Source organism: Nonomuraea sp. NPDC050733, assembly GCF_040654215.1.
Classification (GTDB): Bacteria; Actinomycetota; Actinomycetes; order Streptosporangiales; family Streptosporangiaceae; genus Nonomuraea.
Genome location: NZ_JBFAHO010000003.1, coordinates 488,617 through 503,312, shown reverse-complemented (window position 1 = coordinate 503,312; position 14,696 = coordinate 488,617). Strand labels below are relative to the sequence as shown.

Below are 14,696 nucleotides of genomic sequence, written 5' to 3'. Positions count from 1 at the left end.
TGCCGGTGGTGCGGCCCGCGTGACCGCGCGTGATCGCGAGGGAAGATCCCTGAGCGCCGGGCCGTGTGACGTTCATCCCGGCCTCCCTGTGCGCTCGGTGTCCCTCCAGGCCTTGATGGTCTCTCCGGCCTTCTTTGCCTGCAAGAGCTTGCGCAAGAGAAGATTTCAATTTCTTCGCACCTTGCCGGATGAATTGCCGTGCAAGTTGCACTGCAACGTGCTGTCATGGTGTTGACGAGGGGAGTTCCATGCTCATCGGTGTGTCTTCCGATGGCTTTCCCGCCGTGACGCGTGCAACTTGCAGTGTAAGATTGGGCAGACGGTTCACCGTCCTGGCTTCCAAACGACCCCTCCCGGCTACACCTTCCTTCCGATGAGGAGAGTGGACGGTGTCATCGCAACAGGGCAGCCCGACTGTCCGCAGGCTCAGGCTCGGCCAGGAGCTCCGCCTCCTCCGTGAGCGTCACAAGCTCACCGGTGCCGCGGCCGCCAGGGAGCTCGGCTGGTCACCCAGCAAGGTCAGCCGCATCGAGGCCGCCAAGACCATGCCCAGTGCCGAGGACATCGAGTCCATGGCCAAGCTCTACCGCGTGGCCGAGGCCAAGCTTGACGAACTCTTCGGCCTGTTGCGAGATGCGGATCAACGGGGGTGGTGGGAAGATTACGAAGACTCCCTGCCCGGGGAGTACACAAGATTCCTCGGGCTGGAGGCGGAGGCCGTGTGCCAGCGCAACTGGGAACCCCAGATCGTGCCGGGCCTTCTGCAAACCGAGGACTATGCGCGCGAAGTCATCTCGGCGCCTCGTAGCATCGTCCGCATCACTCATAGTGGTGTGCGGAGCCGGGTGGAGGCGCGCATGGATCGGCAGCAGCGCGTCCTGCACCGGCCCGAGCCGCCGGATGCGCGTTTCGTGTTGGACGAATCAGTCCTGATGCGCAAGTTCGGCGATCCCTCGGTCATGCAGGCGCAGATGGAGCATCTTCTGGAGGCTTCACTGCTACCGCACGTCAGCATTCGCGTTCTCACCATGGAATCGCTGCACCCGGTCAACACGGGAGGATTCGTACATCTCAAGTTCGCGGGCTTCGATGACGTCGTCTACCTGGAGCAACTTTACGCGGGTAGCTTCGTCGAAGACCTCGGACGGGTCGCCGGATACGAGGCGGCTTTCGAGTACTTGGGCGCGGAAGCGCTCGATGAGGATGAATCCCGTGTGCTCATCCAGCGAAAAGCCATGCTGTGGCGAAATTAGCACAAGAAGGGCAATGGCGCCCTTTTGCCCATATGGGGAGATAATGCAGATCAACATAAGCTCGGCGGCCTGGCAGAAGAGCACCTTCTGCAACGGCTCGAGCGCCTGTGTGGAAGTCGCCCCCCTGGCCGACGGCAACGTCGCGCTGCGGGACAGCAAGACCGACGACGGTCCGGTGCTGGTCTTCACACCGGAAGAGTGGGACGCCTTCACCGCGGGCGTCCGCGACGGTCAGTTCGACCTGACGGCGCTCGGCGCCGGCACGTGAACGGCGACTCCGGCGAGTAGAGCCGGGGCCTCCCGCTGTCGAGGCTCCCGGACACGCGAACGGCCCATGCCCCGTCGACCGGGGCGTGGGCCGTTTCGCGTGCGGGTCAGGACAGGACGGCCGCCACGCGCCGCCGTACGAGGAAGAGGGAGCTGATCCCGGCCAGGACGGCCAGTGCCGCGAGGGCGATCGCCGTGGACATGGAGGCCGAGGCCTGGCCCTGGAGCGAGACGAACAGCGTGCCGACCGTCGAGACGCCGATCACCTGGCCGAGCTGCATGACGGTCAGCAGCGCGCCGCTGGCGTCCGCCGCGTACTCGTCGGCCACCTGCTCGGTCGCCAGGTTCGTGACGGCGACCTGCACGCCGAGGCCGGCGCCGATGAGGGCGCTCATGGCCGCGTACGGCAGTCCGCCCGCCGCCGCGAGCCCCAGGCCGACGTACGCGGGCGCGGCCACCACGTACCCGAACGGCACCAACCGGCGCTGCAACCGCGCGGGCAGGCGCGGCCAGCCGAGCCCGACCAGCGCGAACGCGAGCGCGCACGGCACCATCATCATGCCGGAGGCCAGCGGCGTCAGGTGCAGCTCGCCCTGGAGGTGCAGGGCCGAGGTGAACAGGAACGCGCCCCAGGTCGCCGGTCCGAGCAGCAGCACGCCCAGCCCGGGCCGCATGCCCGGCGCCCGCAGCACCGCCGCGTCCACCAACGGCCGGCCGCCCCGCCCGGTCACCCATCGCTCGACCTGGACGAACACCACGAACATCACCACGCTGAGCGCCATGGAGACCCAGCCCCACACCGGCCAGCCCAGGTCCCTGCCCAGCACCAGCGGCACGATCAACAGCAGCACGGCGGCCGACAACGTGGCCAGGCCCAGCGGGTCGAGCCCGGCCCGCCCGCCGCCGCCGTCGTCGGCGGGCAGCACCTTCACACCCGCGGCCAGCAGCAACGCCGCGATCGGCACCATCACCAGGAACACGATCCGCCAGCCCGCGCCGAGCCCCAGCAGGATGCCGCCCAGCGCCTGGCCGACGACGATGCCGCCGCTGATCACCGCCGACCACAGGCCGAGCGCCCGTCCCCGGGCCGCACCCTGGTAATTGCGCTGGATGAGCGTCATCACCTGAGGCATCATCATCGCCGCGCCGGCGCCCTGGACCAGACGGAAGGCGACCAGCCAGCCCGTCGAGGGGGCCAGCCCCGCGCCCAGCGTGGTGACCCCGAACACGGCCAGGCCGCCGAGGAAGGCGTTGCGGTAGCCGAACAGGTCGCCCAGCCTGGCACCGGTGATCAACAGGACGGCATAGACAATGGTGTAACCGGCCACGATCATCTGCAGGCCCGCGCCGGAGGAGTGCAGGTCGGCCCGGATGGTGGGGGTGGCCACGTTGACGATGTTGACGTTGAGGATGGCCAGGAACTGCCCCACCAGGATGACCGTGAGGAGCAGCCCGCCGGCCCGGGTCCTTTCCGGCTGTGCGGCCAGAGAGGGGGAAACGGCTGTTTGGGTCATGATCCCATGATGGGGGCAATCCGATACCAGTAACGAGAGCCTCTTTATACTGGTACTGGCAGCACCTGGATCATCGTTGCCCGGCGGCCCATAGTGGAGACATGACGATGGCGGAGACCAAGCGGAGCGATCTGGCGGCGTTCCTGCGCACGAGGCGCGAGCGGATCACCCCGGAGATGGTGCGCCTCGCCCCGGGCCCGCGCAGGCGCACGCCCGGCCTGCGGCGCGAGGAGGTCGCGCAGCTCGCCGGCGTGGGCGTCACCTGGTACACGTGGCTGGAGCAGGGCCGCCCCATCAACGCCAGCACCCAGGTGCTCGACGCCATCGCCCGCACGCTCCGGCTCGACAACGCCGAGTGGCAGCACCTCTACCGGCTGGCCGGACACACCACCGGCGTGCCGAACGACGACACCACGCGCGTCACCCCGCAGCTCCAGGCCATCCTCGACCAGCTCAGTCCGATGCCCGCCTGCCTGGCCAACAGCCGCAGCGACGTGCTCGCCTGGAACCCCGCCTACGCCGCGCTGTTCCCCGAGGTCGTCAGCGCGCCCGACGGCGAGCGCAACACCCTCTGGCAGAGCTGCGTGCGGCCGCTGGCCTGCGTGCTGGTCAACCGCGACAAGGAGCTGGCCCGCGCGGTGGCCGTCTTCCGCGGCGCCTACAGCCGTCACGCCGACGACCCGTGCTGGCAGGACTTCGTACGCCGGCTCAGCCGGGAGAGCCCGGAGTTCGCCCGCCTGTGGGCGCGCCAGGACGTGGCCGAGCCGGGGCCGCGCGAGAAGATCTTCAAGCACGCCGAGATGGGCCGGCTGCGCTTCAGCACGGCGAGCTTCAACTCCTCGGCGGAGCCCGAGACCCGGATGATCATCTACACCCCGGTGGACGACGTCAGCCGCGAGGCCGTCACCCGGCTCATGTCCCGCTGACCCGGTCTTCTCCACCTGACCGGCGCACGCCGGTCCGCCACCCATGGCATGCTCGTTGGCTGAATGTCAGGAACGAGCAGAAGTGGCGACAAATGAGACTCCCCCGTCGTGCCGCCGCGGCCGTGGCCGTCGCCGCCGCCCTCACCGCCTCCACCGCGTGCGCCGCGGACGAGCCCGACCCCCAGCCCAGCGCCCAGAGCAAGAAGGCCCTCGACAAGCCCGCCGCGGCGGACTCCACGCCGTCGCCGGAGCGCCGGCCGTTCACGATCTCCTTCGGCGGCGACGTGCACTTCGAGGGCGTGCTGCGCCCCCGCCTGAACAACCCGCGTACCACCCTCGGGCCGATCGGGTCCGTCCTGCGCCGCGCCGACCTGGCCATGGTCAACCTGGAGACGGCCATCACCACCGGCGGCACCCCCGCGCCGGGCAAGCAGTTCACCTTCCGGGCGCCCGCCAGCGCCTTCGCCGCGCTCAAGGCCGCCGGGGTGGACGTGGTGTCCATGGCCAACAACCACGGCATGGACTACATGGAGACCGGTCTGTCCGACTCGCTCGCGGCCATCAAGAAGTCCAGGTTCCCCGTGGTGGGGATCGGCGCGAACGACACCGAGGCGTACCGGCCGTTCCGCAAGGTCGTCAACGGCAACCGCGTGTCGGTCATCGGGGCCACGCAGGTGCTCGACGCCGAGTTCGTCAACGCCTGGACGGCGACGCCCGGCAAGGGCGGGCTCGCCTCGGCCAAGAACGAGGACCGCCTGCTCCGGGCCGTACGGCAGGCCCGCAAGAGCTCCGACACCGTGATCGTCCACCTGCACTGGGGCACCGAGATGCAGAAGTGCCCGAACCCGGCGCAGCTCTCCCTGGCCCCCAAGCTGGTCAAGGCCGGCGCGGACGTGGTGGTCGGCGGCCACGCGCACATCCTGCTCGGTGCCGGCTACCTGGGCAGCTCCTACATCAGCTACGGCCTGGGCAACTTCGTCTTCTACAACTCCACTCCGGGCACGACCGGCCGGACCGGGGTGCTGACGCTCACGATCAACGGGCGCAAGGTGCTCAAGGACCAGTGGACCCCGGCCACCATCCAGGGCGGCATCCCGGTGCCGATGACCGGCGCCGCCAGGACGCAGGCGGTGGCCGACTGGAGGGCGCTGCGCTCCTGCACGGGCCTGTCCACCCGCCCCTGACGGGCGTTTGCGGGCGGCGTGGCCGGTCATGTCATCTGGCGGGACCGGCGACGTGGAGGAGGCCGCGATGCGGTGGGTGGAGTCCGGTGACGTACGGCTGTGGACGGTCGAGGAGGGCGACCCGGCCCACCCGACGATCCTGCTCGTCCACGGCTATCCCGACACCCACCGCGTCTGGGACGAGGTCGCCGGGCTGCTGCGCGACCGCTTCCACGTGGTGCGCTACGACGTGCGCGGCGCGGGCCGCTCCACCGCGCCGGCCGACGACGCGGACTACACCTTCGACCACCTCGCGGGCGACCTCGCGGCGGTGCTCGACGCGATCAGCAAGCCCGCCGTCCACCTCGTCGGCCACGACTGGGGCTCGCTCCAGGGCTGGGACGCGGTGAGCAGGCCCGGCATCCGGGAGCGGGTGGCGTCGTTCACCAGCTTCGGCGGGCCGGGGCTGGCCCAGGCCGGCCGGTTCATGCGGGAGGGCAGCCCCGCGGAGGTCGCCTCGCAGCTCGCACGGTCCTGGTACATCGCCGCGTTCCAGACCCCGGCGCTGCCGGAGACGGCGTGGCGGACGTTCATGCCGGCGGTGCTGGAGCGGAGCATGCGGGTCCGCGACGGCATCGAGCCGCGCGCCGGGCACCCCGCGGACACGCTGTCGAAGGACGCGGCCAACGGGCTGTGGATGTACCGCCGCAACATCGGCCCCGGACTGCGGCCCCGCCACACCGCGCCGCACGGCGATCCGGTGGTGAACGTGCCGGTGCAGCTCATCGAGGCCACCCGTGACCCGTTCGTCTCGCCGGCGCTGCTGGCCTCGCTCGGGCGGTGGGCGCCGAGGCTCTGGCATCGCAGGATCGTGGCGGGGCACTGGGCGCAGCGCGGCCGGCCGGACGTGGTGGCCAGGATGATCGCCGAGTTCGCCGCGCACGTGGACGGCGCCGAGGCCCCGCCGGGCCTGCGCCGCGCCCGGGGCACGCGCCGCCCGCGGAGAGGGGAGGCCTTCGCGGGGCGGCTGGCGGTCGTCACCGGCGCGGGCAGCGGGATCGGCCGCGCCACCGCCCGCGCCTTCGCCGCCCACGGGGCCGAGGTGGTCTGCGCCGACGTGGACGAGGCGGCGGCGGCCCGCACGGCCGCCGGCATCGCCAAGGACCTCGGCGGCACAGCCCACGCTCAGCAGGTCGACGTCGCCGACGCCGCCCGGATGGAGAGCTTCGCCCAGCAGGTCCGGGCCGAGTACGGCGTCCCGGACATCGTGGTCAACAACGCCGGCATCCTCGTCGCCGGGGCCTTCCTCGACCACTCCGTGGAGGACTGGCGGCGCATGATCGACGTCAACCTGTGGGGCGTGGTCCACGGCTGCCGGCTGTTCGCGGCGCAGATGGTCGAACGCGGCGAAGGCGGCCACATCGTCAACGTCGCCTCGCTGGCCGCGTTCGCGCCCACGATGCTGCTGCCCGCGTACTCGACGGTCAAGGCGGCGGTGAAGACGCTCAGCGACTGCCTGCGGGCCGAGCTGGCCGGGCAGGGCATCGGGGTCAGCGCGATCTGCCCCGGTTTCGTCTCCACGAACATCGCCCGTCACGCCACGTACGTCGGCACCGACCTCCGCGACATCTCGGTGACGGCGCTGGAGCGGCGCGGCTACCCGCCGGAGCGCGTCGCCGCGCACATCCTGCGGGCCGTCCACCGCAACCAGGCCGTCGTCCCGGTCAACGCCGAGGGCAAGCTCGGGTACGCCCTGTCACGCCTCTCGCCCGGCGCCACCCGGGCGCTGGCCCGGCTCTCCGGCACGGCCCGCCGCCTCGGCCACCGGCCGAACTCTCACGAGACCCACCTGGAGCCGTGAGAAATCCACTGATTGCCAGATAACGATCGTGTCCTTGGGGGAAAGATGGAACTCGTGCTGTCACCCCAGATGGACGAATGCGTGCAACCCCAGCCGTTACGGCGACGGCCGGCGCAGCGCCGCAGCGCGCGCCGGGTCGAGCGGATGCTCGACGCCTGCGCCGAGCTGCTCGACGAGATCGGCTACGAGTCGCTCTCCACCACCCGCATCGCCGACCGGGCCGGGGTCGCGATCGGGTCGGTCTACCAGTTCTTCCCCGACAAGCGGGCCATCACCCAGGAGCTGACCCGGCGCAACGTCGAGCAGTTCGTCTCCAGGGTCGGCCGCAGATTCCTGGAGGAGGACTACGTCGGCTGGTGGGAGGCCGTCGACGCGATCATCGACGAGTACGTCGACATGCACCGGACCGTTCGGGGCTTCAGAAGCCTGCACTTCGGCGACGTGGTCGACCTCAACCTCCTCGACTCCGACTCCGACAACAACACGGTGATCGCCGGACGGCTGCGCGGGCTGCTGCTCCAGGAGTTCGGCCTGGCCGACAGCCATGAGCTGGACGTGGCGGTCCTGGTGGCGGTCGAGGCGGGGGACGCGGTGCTCAAGCTCGCCTTCCGCCGCGACCCGAACGGCGAGCCGGAGATCATCGCGGCGGCCAAGCAGCTCATCCGCGGCTTCCTGTCCCGCCAGCTCCGCTCCTGGACTCCGCAGACGGCCTGACTCCGCGGACGGCCTGACTCCGCGGACTCGTCCGGAGGGTCAGTCGTTCAGGCGCAGGCGCTGGAGGAGCCAGCCGAGCGCCGGGTGCGACTGCTCGGCCTTGGGCGCCGGCGGGCGCGTGTCGGGGGCCGGCGGGCGCACCTCGCCGGCCTGGGGCGCCTGAGGAGGCGCCACGCGTTGCCGGGGCGCGGGGACGCGCCCCTCGCGCTCCCTGGCCGTCCGAGTGCCGTCACAGGGCGCCGGGAGCGCCACCGGCCACGCCTCGCGGTCCTCGCGCGCCTCCCGGGCGTTCAGCCGGGTCTCGATCGCGTGGAGTTCGCGCTCGGCCGATTCGACGGCGGCGAGCCGGCCGGAAAGGTATCCGGCCGCACCCGGAACCAGGGCCGAAAGCGCCACGGCACAGGAGAGTGTGAAGGTCGTCTGCTTGGAGATGCCCATCGCAGCCCTCCTCCTCGCCGGTGCGCGCGACGGCTATATGCCCTACGGCCTGCGAAGACACGCCGGAAGCGGGCATCCTTTGACATGACCTTGCCGAAGTCGTGCCGGATCGGCGATGTGCATTGCCGGGGCAAACCGGCAAGTGGCTCGGTAGTCTCGCGGTGTGGCGCATGTGACCCGTGAGCACCTTGATCGCCTGCTCGAGCAGGCTCTGCTGGCCGACGACCACAGCTCCCTTGCCAGGCGGCTGTACGACGTCGCGCTCGGTTATTCCTCGGGCGACGTCTCCAGGGCGTCCATCCTGGTCCTCGCGGCCGAGGAATGGCGCTCGGCCGGGCAGCCCGCCCGGGCCCTGGAGTGCTTCCAGCGCGCGGTGGAGGACGGCGGTGAGTCGCTCATCGACCCACGCGCCGGCATCGCCGACACGCTCTTCGAGCTCGACCGTCCCGCTGAGGCGAGGGAGGTCATCGAGGCGATCCGCGCGGAGGGCGGGATCACCACGGCGACCTCCCACACGATCGCCGAGACGCTCGTCGCCTACGGCGACCTGCCGGCCGGGCTCGAATGGGTGACCCAGGCCGTGCTGGCCAGTGACGAGGACGACCCGGAGCACGTGGCGCTGCTGCGCACGCGCTACCGCATCCGGGTCGACCTGGGCCTCCCCGAGGACGAGCTCGACGCCCTGGTGTCCTGAGCCGGGCTCTCCCGGGCCGGGCGTCCTGTCCGGCCCGGGGTGCGCCCCGAGGGGCGCTCGCTGCCGTCGGCATGCCCGGAATCAGGCCGTACGGCTGATCCGGGGTCAGCGGGCGGCCGTGGCCTCCGCGCCGGTCGCCAGCCACTGGCCGGTGGGCCACGTCTCCAGCCGCCACGCGCTGTCCCAGAACATCCACTCGTACTCCGTCGCCCGGCAGAACGCCTCGGCCATGGCCCGGCGGGTGGCGGGGTCGGCGGTCCCGGCCAGCCGGTCGGCGATGGCACGCACCTGCGTCACCGAGGCGGCGAACGACGGGTCGGAGTAGGTGGAGATCCACGCCTGGTACGGGTGGCCGGACCGGCCGGCCGTGCGCTCCAGCAAGGCCGTTCCGACGTCCTGGTAGACCCAGAAGCACGGCAGCACCGCGGCGACCAGCACGGGAAGGGGCGCGCTGAGAGCCGTCGCCTGGAGGTACGACGCGTAGGCCAGGCACGTCGGCGAGGTGCCGATGCCGGCCACGTCCGCTGGGCTCAGTCCGAACCCGTCGAGGTAGCCGGTGTGCAGGGCGCGCTCGACGGCCAGCGCCGTGTGCGCGCTCTGGGCGAAGAACATGGCGTCCGCGGGCTCGTCGGCGCGCGCCGACGCCGTCGCCAGCACCTTCGCGTACGCCGCCAGGTAGCGGGCGTCCTGCACCAGGTAGAAGGTGAACCGGTCGCGGCTCAGCGTGCCGTCGCCGAGGGCGGTGTTGAACGGGTGCCGGTGGATGGCGTCGAGCAGCGTGGCGGTGTGCGCCCGGACCTCTTCGCAGAACGACAACGTCGACGTCCCTTCGCTAGTGCGAACTAGATCAGGTTCGACGGGTGTGATCTCAGCCCGGCTCTCCGGGCACCCCGCGTCACGGTCCACCGTAACAGGGATCATCCCAGCGGCAGGCTCGGGAGGAGGGTGCCGACGTCGCCGAGCGAGGTGACGCCGGGCTCCGCGACGCGGGAGGCCCCGTTGCGCGGGCCCTCCGCGTGCGTGGCGGCGGCCGGGCGGCTCGGTGCGCGGTCCGGCGCCTCGTGCGCGTGCTGACGGCGGACGGACGGCTCCGGGGCCCCTGAGACGGGCACCCCGCCGAACGTCCGGACGGGCCGGGCCGGAGCCGCCGGCAGGCCGGGCAGGTCGGGCGCGGCGGCCATCGTGGACACGTCGGACAGGCCCGAGGGGTTGCGCACGCCCGGAGGCAGGACGGGCACGCCCGCGGCCGTGGCCGTCATGTCGGGGGCGACCATCGGGGAGCCGGCACCCCGGGGGCCGGTGAGGCCGAGGCGCTCCGCCGTCCGCGCCGCGACCGCGGAGGCGCTCTCCTCGCCGGCCGCCCCGCCCTCGTCCCCGGCCGGGACGGGGGCGGCAGTGAAGGCGAGGGCGGGAGGCGGCGCCGCGATGATCCAGATGACGCCGGCGCTCAGCGTGGCCGCCGCGACGGCCCGAAAGCCGGGATAGGACCGGGATGACACTGACACTGGACGTCCCCCTCGTCGGTACGGATGCCCGGGCGGACGCCGGGCGGGTCTCGGACGAAGGCCGAAGCTAGCCAGGGAAGCGGTGCGCCGGGGCGGGCTTGGCCGAACGGTGGACCAGCCCTTACCGGGGAGCGGGCCGCGACACGCACCCGGGTACGCGAAAGCCCCGGGAAGCCGGCCGGAAAGGCCGGGCCCCGGGGCTTGTCGCCGGTACGTCGCCGCGTCAGGCGCGCTTGACGGTCAGCTCGTCGTCGCCGAGGTCGACCAGCACCTTGTCGCCGTCCACGATCTCGCCCGACAGCACCGCCTTGGCGAGCTTGTCGCCGATCGCCGACTGCACCAGCCGGCGCAGCGGACGCGCGCCGTACAGCGGGTCGTAGCCGGTGAGCGACAGCCACTCGCGGGCCGCCGGAGTGACGTCCAGGGTCAGCCTGCGGTCCGCCAGCCGCCTCGCCAGCCGGTCGACCTGGAGGTCGACGATCTGGGCCAGCTCCTCCGAGCCGAGCGCGTCGAACAGGATCACGTCGTCGAGCCGGTTCAGGAACTCCGGCTTGAAGGCGCCGCGGACGGCGCTCATCACGGCCTCGCGCTTGGCGTCGCCCTCCAGCGTCGGGTCCACCAGGAACTGGGAGCCCAGGTTGGAGGTGAGGATCAGGATCGTGTTGCGGAAGTCGACCGTGCGGCCCTGCCCGTCGGTGAGCCGCCCGTCGTCCAGCACCTGGAGCAGGATGTCGAAGACCTCGGGGTGGGCCTTCTCCACCTCGTCCAGCAGCACCACGGTGTACGGCCTGCGCCGCACGGCCTCGGTGAGCTGGCCGCCCTCCTCGTAGCCGACGTAGCCGGGAGGGGCGCCGACGAGCCGGGCGACGCTGTGCTTCTCGGAGTACTCGCTCATGTCGATGCGGGTCATCGCCCGCTCGTCGTCGAACAGGAACTCCGCCAGCGCCTTGGCCAGCTCGGTCTTGCCCACGCCCGTCGGGCCGAGGAACAGGAACGAGCCGGTCGGCCGGTCGGGGTCGGCGATGCCGGCCCGGCTGCGCCGGACGGCGTCGGACACGGCGCGTACGGCCTGCTGCTGGCCGACCAGGCGCCTGCCCAGCTCGTCCTCCATGCGCAGCAGCTTGGTCGTCTCGGCCTCCATCAGGCGGCCGGCCGGGATGCCCGTCCAGGACGAGATGACCTCGGCGATGTCGTCGGGGCCGACCTCCTCCTTGACCATGGCGTCGTCGGGCTGGGCGGCCTCGGACGCCTCCCGCAGCGCCTGCTCCAGCCTCGGCACCTCGGCGTACATGAGCCGGGACGCCGCCTCGAAGTCGCCGTCGCGCTGTGCCCGCTCCGCCGCGCCGCGCGCCTCGTCGAGCTGCTTCTTCAGCTCGCCGACCTTGTTGAGGCCGGCCTTCTCGCGCTCCCAGCGCCCGACGAGGGAGTTGAGCTCCTCCTGGCGGTCGGCCAGCTCCTTGCGCAGCCGCTCCAGCCGGTGGAGGGAGGCGTCGTCGGTCTCCTTGGAGAGGGCCAGCTCCTCCATCTTCATGCGGTCGACGTTGCGCTGGAGCTGGTCGATCTCCACGGGACGGGAGTCGATCTCCATGCGCAGCCGCGAGGCGGCCTCGTCGACCAGGTCGATGGCCTTGTCCGGCAGGAACCGGCTGGTGATGTAGCGGTCGGACAGGGCGGCGGCGGCCACCAGCGCGCTGTCGGCGATCTGCACCTGGTGGTGGGCCTCGTAGCGGCCCTTCAGCCCGCGCAGGATCGCGATGGTGTCCTCGACCGTCGGCTCGCCGACGTACACCTGCTGGAAGCGGCGCTCCAGCGCCGGGTCCTTCTCGATGCGCTCGCGGTACTCGTCGAGCGTCGTCGCGCCGATCATGCGCAGCTCGCCGCGGGCCAGCATGGGCTTGAGCATGTTGCCCGCGTCCATCGCGCCCTCGGCGGCGCCCGCGCCGACGACCGTGTGCAGCTCGTCGATGAAGGTGACGATCTGGCCGTTGCTCTCCTTGATCTCGGACAGCACGGCCTTCAGCCGCTCCTCGAACTCGCCGCGGTACTTGGCTCCGGCCACCATCGCGCCCAGGTCGAGCGAGATGAGCCGCTTGTTGCGCAGCGACTCGGGCACGTCGCCCGCCACGATCCGCTGGGCCAGGCCCTCGACGACGGCGGTCTTGCCGACGCCGGGCTCGCCGATCAGCACCGGGTTGTTCTTGGTGCGCCGGGACAGCACCTGCACCACGCGGCGGATCTCGGAGTCACGGCCGATGACCGGGTCGAGCCGGCCCGCGCGGGCGCGCTCGGTCAGGTCGACGCCGTACTTCTCCAGCGCCTGGTAGGTGTCCTCGGGCGTCTCGCTGGTGACGCGGGCGTGGCCGCGCACCTTCTCGAACGCGTCCAGCAGCGCCTGCGGCGTGGCCCCCTGCCCCTTGAGCAGCTCGGCCACCTGGCCGCCGTCGGTGGCCAGGCCCACGAGCAGGTGCTCGGTGGAGACGTACTCGTCCTCCAGCCGCTTGGCGCGCTGCGCCGCGGTGTTGATGACGGTGAGAAGCTGGCGCGAGCTCGTCGGCGCGCTCACGGTGGAGCCCTGCGCCGTGGGCAGCGCCGCGAGCTGCTCCTCCGCCTTGGCGCGCACGGACTTCCAGTCGGCGCCCACGGCCTCCAGCAGCGGGACCGCGGTGCCGCCCGTCTGGCCGAGCAGCGTGGTCAGCAGGTGGGCCGGTGAGATCTCCGGGTGACCCTCGGCGGCGGCGCGCCGCATGGCCCCCGAAAGAGCCTCCTGGCTCTTCTGAGTGAGCTTGTAGTCCATCTTGTTCTAGGCCCCCGGTGGCAGCTCGTAGCGGATCAGCGCCTTGACCATCTGCATCTCGGCGCGCAGGCGGTGAACCTCCTCGCGCAGCCGCAACGCCTCGTTCTCCAGCTCCAGGATCCGTTTGATGCCGGCGAGGTTGATGCCCTCCTCCTGGGAGAGCCGCTGCACCTCGCGGAGCTGGAGGATGTCGCGCGTCGAGTAGAGGCGGCCGCGCCCCGCCGTACGTCCGGGGCTGACCAGCCCCAGCCGGTCGTACTGCCGCAGCGTCTGCGGGTGCAGCCCCGAGAGCTGCGCGGCCACCGAGATCACGTAGACGGGCGTGTCGTCTGAGAGATCGAAATAGTTGGCGTCCATCGGCTACTCGCTTCTGGCTCTCTGAATGAGATCAGCTCGCGGGTCGTCACCCGCCGTCGCGGTGCCGAACTCCGTCAGGAGCTCGCGCGACTTGTCGTCGAGGCTCTGCGGGACGACCACCTCCACCGTGGCGAGCAGATCGCCCTTCGTGCCGTCCTTGCGGGCGGCGCCCCTGCCGCGGACGCGGAAGGTGCGGCCGTTCGGGGTGCCCGGCGGGATGCGGAGCGTGACCGGCATCCCCTTGAGGATGGGCACCTTGATCTCGGCGCCCAGCGCGGCCTCCGTGAACGTCACCGGCACGGTGATCGTCAGGTTGTCGCCCGAGCGGCCGAAGACCGCGTGCGGCTTGACGTGGGTGAGGATGTACAGGTCGCCCGCGGGTCCCGCGTTCTCGCCCGGCGCGCCCTTGCCCTTGAGCCGGACCCGCTGGCCGTCGGCCACCCCCGCGGGAATGCGCGCCTGGATGGTGCGCGTGCTCTTGGCCCGGCCGCTGCCGTCGCACACGGGGCACGGGTCGTCCACGAGCAGGCCGCGGCCCTTGCAGTCGCGGCACGGCTCGGAGAAGGCGAAGTTGCCCAGGTTGCGGCTGGCCGCGCCGGTGCCCTCGCAGGTGGGACAGACCCGCGGGGTCGTGCCCGCCTTGGCTCCCGTGCCGCTGCACGCGGCGCAGGCGGCCGAGCTGGTGAGCCGGAGGGACACCGTGGTGCCCTCGACCGCCTCCGTGAACGTGAGCGTGACCTCGGACTCGATGTCCTGACCGCGGCGGGGCCGGGTGGTGCTGGTGGTGCGGGTCGCACCACCACCGCCCGTGCGGTTGAACAGCCCGCCGAACAGGTCACCGAGCCGCTCTCCGGCGCCGTGGCCGCCTTGGGGGCCGGCCGTGCCGCCGAAGAGGTCGCCGAAGTCGAACGGGAACCCGCCACCGCCGCCGGGCCGCTGGGCGCCGACACCGGAGCCGAACAGCGTCCGCGCCTCGTCGTACTCCTTGCGGCGCTTGCCGTCGGACAGGACGTCGTACGCCTCGGAGACCTCCTTGAACTTGGTCTCCTTGGCGGTGTCGCCCTGGTTGGTGTCGGGGTGGTACTGCCTGGCCAGCTTCCGGTACGCCTTCTTGATCTCATCGGCGGTGGCGGACTTGGGCACACCAAGGACGGCGTAGTAGTCCTTCTCCAGGTAGTCCTTGGTGCTCATCTACAGCCCTTCGTCCTTG

The 14,696-nt window shown here is 71.6% G+C and carries 13 protein-coding genes, 1 pseudogene and 1 riboswitch; of the genes and pseudogenes, 7 read left to right on the top strand and 7 right to left on the bottom strand.

Annotated elements, in window-relative coordinates:
- The first annotated feature begins 389 nt into the window (after window positions 1-389).
- Together AB0H64_RS09225 and AB0H64_RS09220 are read left to right on the top strand one after the other, a co-directional pair.
- Window positions 390-1,253, top strand: a complete 864-nt coding sequence (locus AB0H64_RS09225) for a helix-turn-helix transcriptional regulator (protein WP_357621979.1) — start codon at window positions 390-392, stop codon at window positions 1,251-1,253.
- A 43-nt stretch (window positions 1,254-1,296) separates the two neighbouring features.
- A complete protein-coding gene (locus AB0H64_RS09220; protein WP_357621976.1) occupies window positions 1,297-1,521 on the top strand; it encodes a DUF397 domain-containing protein in 225 nt (74 codons plus the stop codon).
- Window positions 1,522-1,627: 106 nt separating this feature from the next.
- Here AB0H64_RS09220 and AB0H64_RS09215 read toward each other — a convergent pair whose 3' ends face one another.
- A complete protein-coding gene (locus tag AB0H64_RS09215; protein WP_357621974.1) occupies window positions 1,628-3,034 on the bottom strand; it encodes an MFS transporter in 1,407 nt (468 codons plus the stop codon).
- 101 nt (window positions 3,035-3,135) lie between these two features.
- Between AB0H64_RS09215 and AB0H64_RS09210 the strand changes: the two genes are divergently transcribed.
- From AB0H64_RS09210 to AB0H64_RS09195, 4 genes are all read left to right on the top strand, one after another.
- Window positions 3,136-3,960 (top strand): helix-turn-helix transcriptional regulator, encoded by an 825-nt coding sequence (locus AB0H64_RS09210; RefSeq protein WP_357621971.1) that lies wholly within the window; start codon window positions 3,136-3,138, stop codon window positions 3,958-3,960.
- A gap of 92 nt (window positions 3,961-4,052) precedes the next feature.
- The gene (locus AB0H64_RS09205) at window positions 4,053-5,144 is read left to right on the top strand and encodes a CapA family protein (protein WP_357621968.1); all 1,092 of its coding nucleotides are present in this window, start codon (window positions 4,053-4,055) and stop codon (window positions 5,142-5,144) included.
- 28 nt (window positions 5,145-5,172) lie between these two features.
- Window positions 5,173-6,984: an SDR family oxidoreductase gene (locus AB0H64_RS09200; protein WP_357621965.1), complete on the top strand. Its 1,812-nt coding sequence runs from the start codon at window positions 5,173-5,175 to the stop codon at window positions 6,982-6,984.
- 69 nt (window positions 6,985-7,053) lie between these two features.
- On the top strand, window positions 7,054-7,698 hold the full coding sequence (locus AB0H64_RS09195) for a TetR family transcriptional regulator (protein ID WP_357622177.1): 645 nt from the start codon (window positions 7,054-7,056) through the stop codon (window positions 7,696-7,698).
- Between the two features lie 39 nt (window positions 7,699-7,737).
- Here the strand turns inward: AB0H64_RS09195 and AB0H64_RS09190 are convergent, their stop codons facing one another.
- Complete coding sequence (locus tag AB0H64_RS09190; RefSeq protein WP_357621962.1) at window positions 7,738-8,136, bottom strand: hypothetical protein; 399 nt, start codon at window positions 8,134-8,136, stop codon at window positions 7,738-7,740.
- A gap of 163 nt (window positions 8,137-8,299) precedes the next feature.
- Between AB0H64_RS09190 and AB0H64_RS09185 the strand changes: the two genes are divergently transcribed.
- A complete protein-coding gene (locus tag AB0H64_RS09185; protein ID WP_310707291.1) occupies window positions 8,300-8,830 on the top strand; it encodes a hypothetical protein in 531 nt (176 codons plus the stop codon).
- 105 nt (window positions 8,831-8,935) lie between these two features.
- Here the strand turns inward: AB0H64_RS09185 and tenA are convergent, their stop codons facing one another.
- The 5 genes and pseudogenes from tenA to dnaJ form a co-directional block, all read right to left on the bottom strand.
- Window positions 8,936-9,646 (bottom strand): thiaminase II, encoded by a 711-nt coding sequence (tenA, locus tag AB0H64_RS09180; protein WP_357621959.1) that lies wholly within the window; start codon window positions 9,644-9,646, stop codon window positions 8,936-8,938.
- A riboswitch (TPP riboswitch) is annotated at window positions 9,638-9,733 on the bottom strand. Its footprint overlaps the gene before it by 9 nt.
- A 14-nt stretch (window positions 9,734-9,747) precedes the next feature.
- Entirely contained in the window at window positions 9,748-10,335 is a 588-nt protein-coding gene (locus tag AB0H64_RS09175) for a hypothetical protein (RefSeq protein ID WP_357621957.1), read from the bottom strand.
- 223 nt (window positions 10,336-10,558) lie between these two features.
- Window positions 10,559-13,129, bottom strand: coding sequence for an ATP-dependent chaperone ClpB (gene clpB, locus AB0H64_RS09170; protein ID WP_357621954.1), 2,571 nt, complete (start codon window positions 13,127-13,129; stop codon window positions 10,559-10,561).
- A 60-nt stretch (window positions 13,130-13,189) separates the two neighbouring features.
- Window positions 13,190-13,486, bottom strand: a pseudogene (locus tag AB0H64_RS09165) (helix-turn-helix transcriptional regulator); the annotation flags it as partial.
- 3 nt (window positions 13,487-13,489) lie between these two features.
- Window positions 13,490-14,677, bottom strand: coding sequence for a molecular chaperone DnaJ (dnaJ, locus tag AB0H64_RS09160; RefSeq protein WP_357621952.1), 1,188 nt, complete (start codon window positions 14,675-14,677; stop codon window positions 13,490-13,492).
- Between the last annotated feature and the right edge of the window lie 19 nt (window positions 14,678-14,696).

What these genes read in the sequence shown, in the direction of transcription:
- AB0H64_RS09210 (WP_357621971.1), top strand. Translation starts at nt 3,136, where the DNA reads ATGACGATGGCGGAGACCAAGCGGAGCGATCTGGCGGCGTTCCTGCGC.
- dnaJ (WP_357621952.1), bottom strand. Translation starts at nt 14,677, where the DNA reads ATGAGCACCAAGGACTACCTGGAGAAGGACTACTACGCCGTCCTTGGT.
- AB0H64_RS09220 (WP_357621976.1), top strand. Translation starts at nt 1,297, where the DNA reads ATGCAGATCAACATAAGCTCGGCGGCCTGGCAGAAGAGCACCTTCTGC.
- AB0H64_RS09215 (WP_357621974.1), bottom strand. Translation starts at nt 3,034, where the DNA reads ATGACCCAAACAGCCGTTTCCCCCTCTCTGGCCGCACAGCCGGAAAGG.
- AB0H64_RS09205 (WP_357621968.1), top strand. Translation starts at nt 4,053, where the DNA reads ATGAGACTCCCCCGTCGTGCCGCCGCGGCCGTGGCCGTCGCCGCCGCC.
- AB0H64_RS09200 (WP_357621965.1), top strand. Translation starts at nt 5,173, where the DNA reads ATGTCATCTGGCGGGACCGGCGACGTGGAGGAGGCCGCGATGCGGTGG.
- clpB (WP_357621954.1), bottom strand. Translation starts at nt 13,129, where the DNA reads ATGGACTACAAGCTCACTCAGAAGAGCCAGGAGGCTCTTTCGGGGGCC.
- AB0H64_RS09195 (WP_357622177.1), top strand. Translation starts at nt 7,054, where the DNA reads ATGGACGAATGCGTGCAACCCCAGCCGTTACGGCGACGGCCGGCGCAG.
- AB0H64_RS09190 (WP_357621962.1), bottom strand. Translation starts at nt 8,136, where the DNA reads ATGGGCATCTCCAAGCAGACGACCTTCACACTCTCCTGTGCCGTGGCG.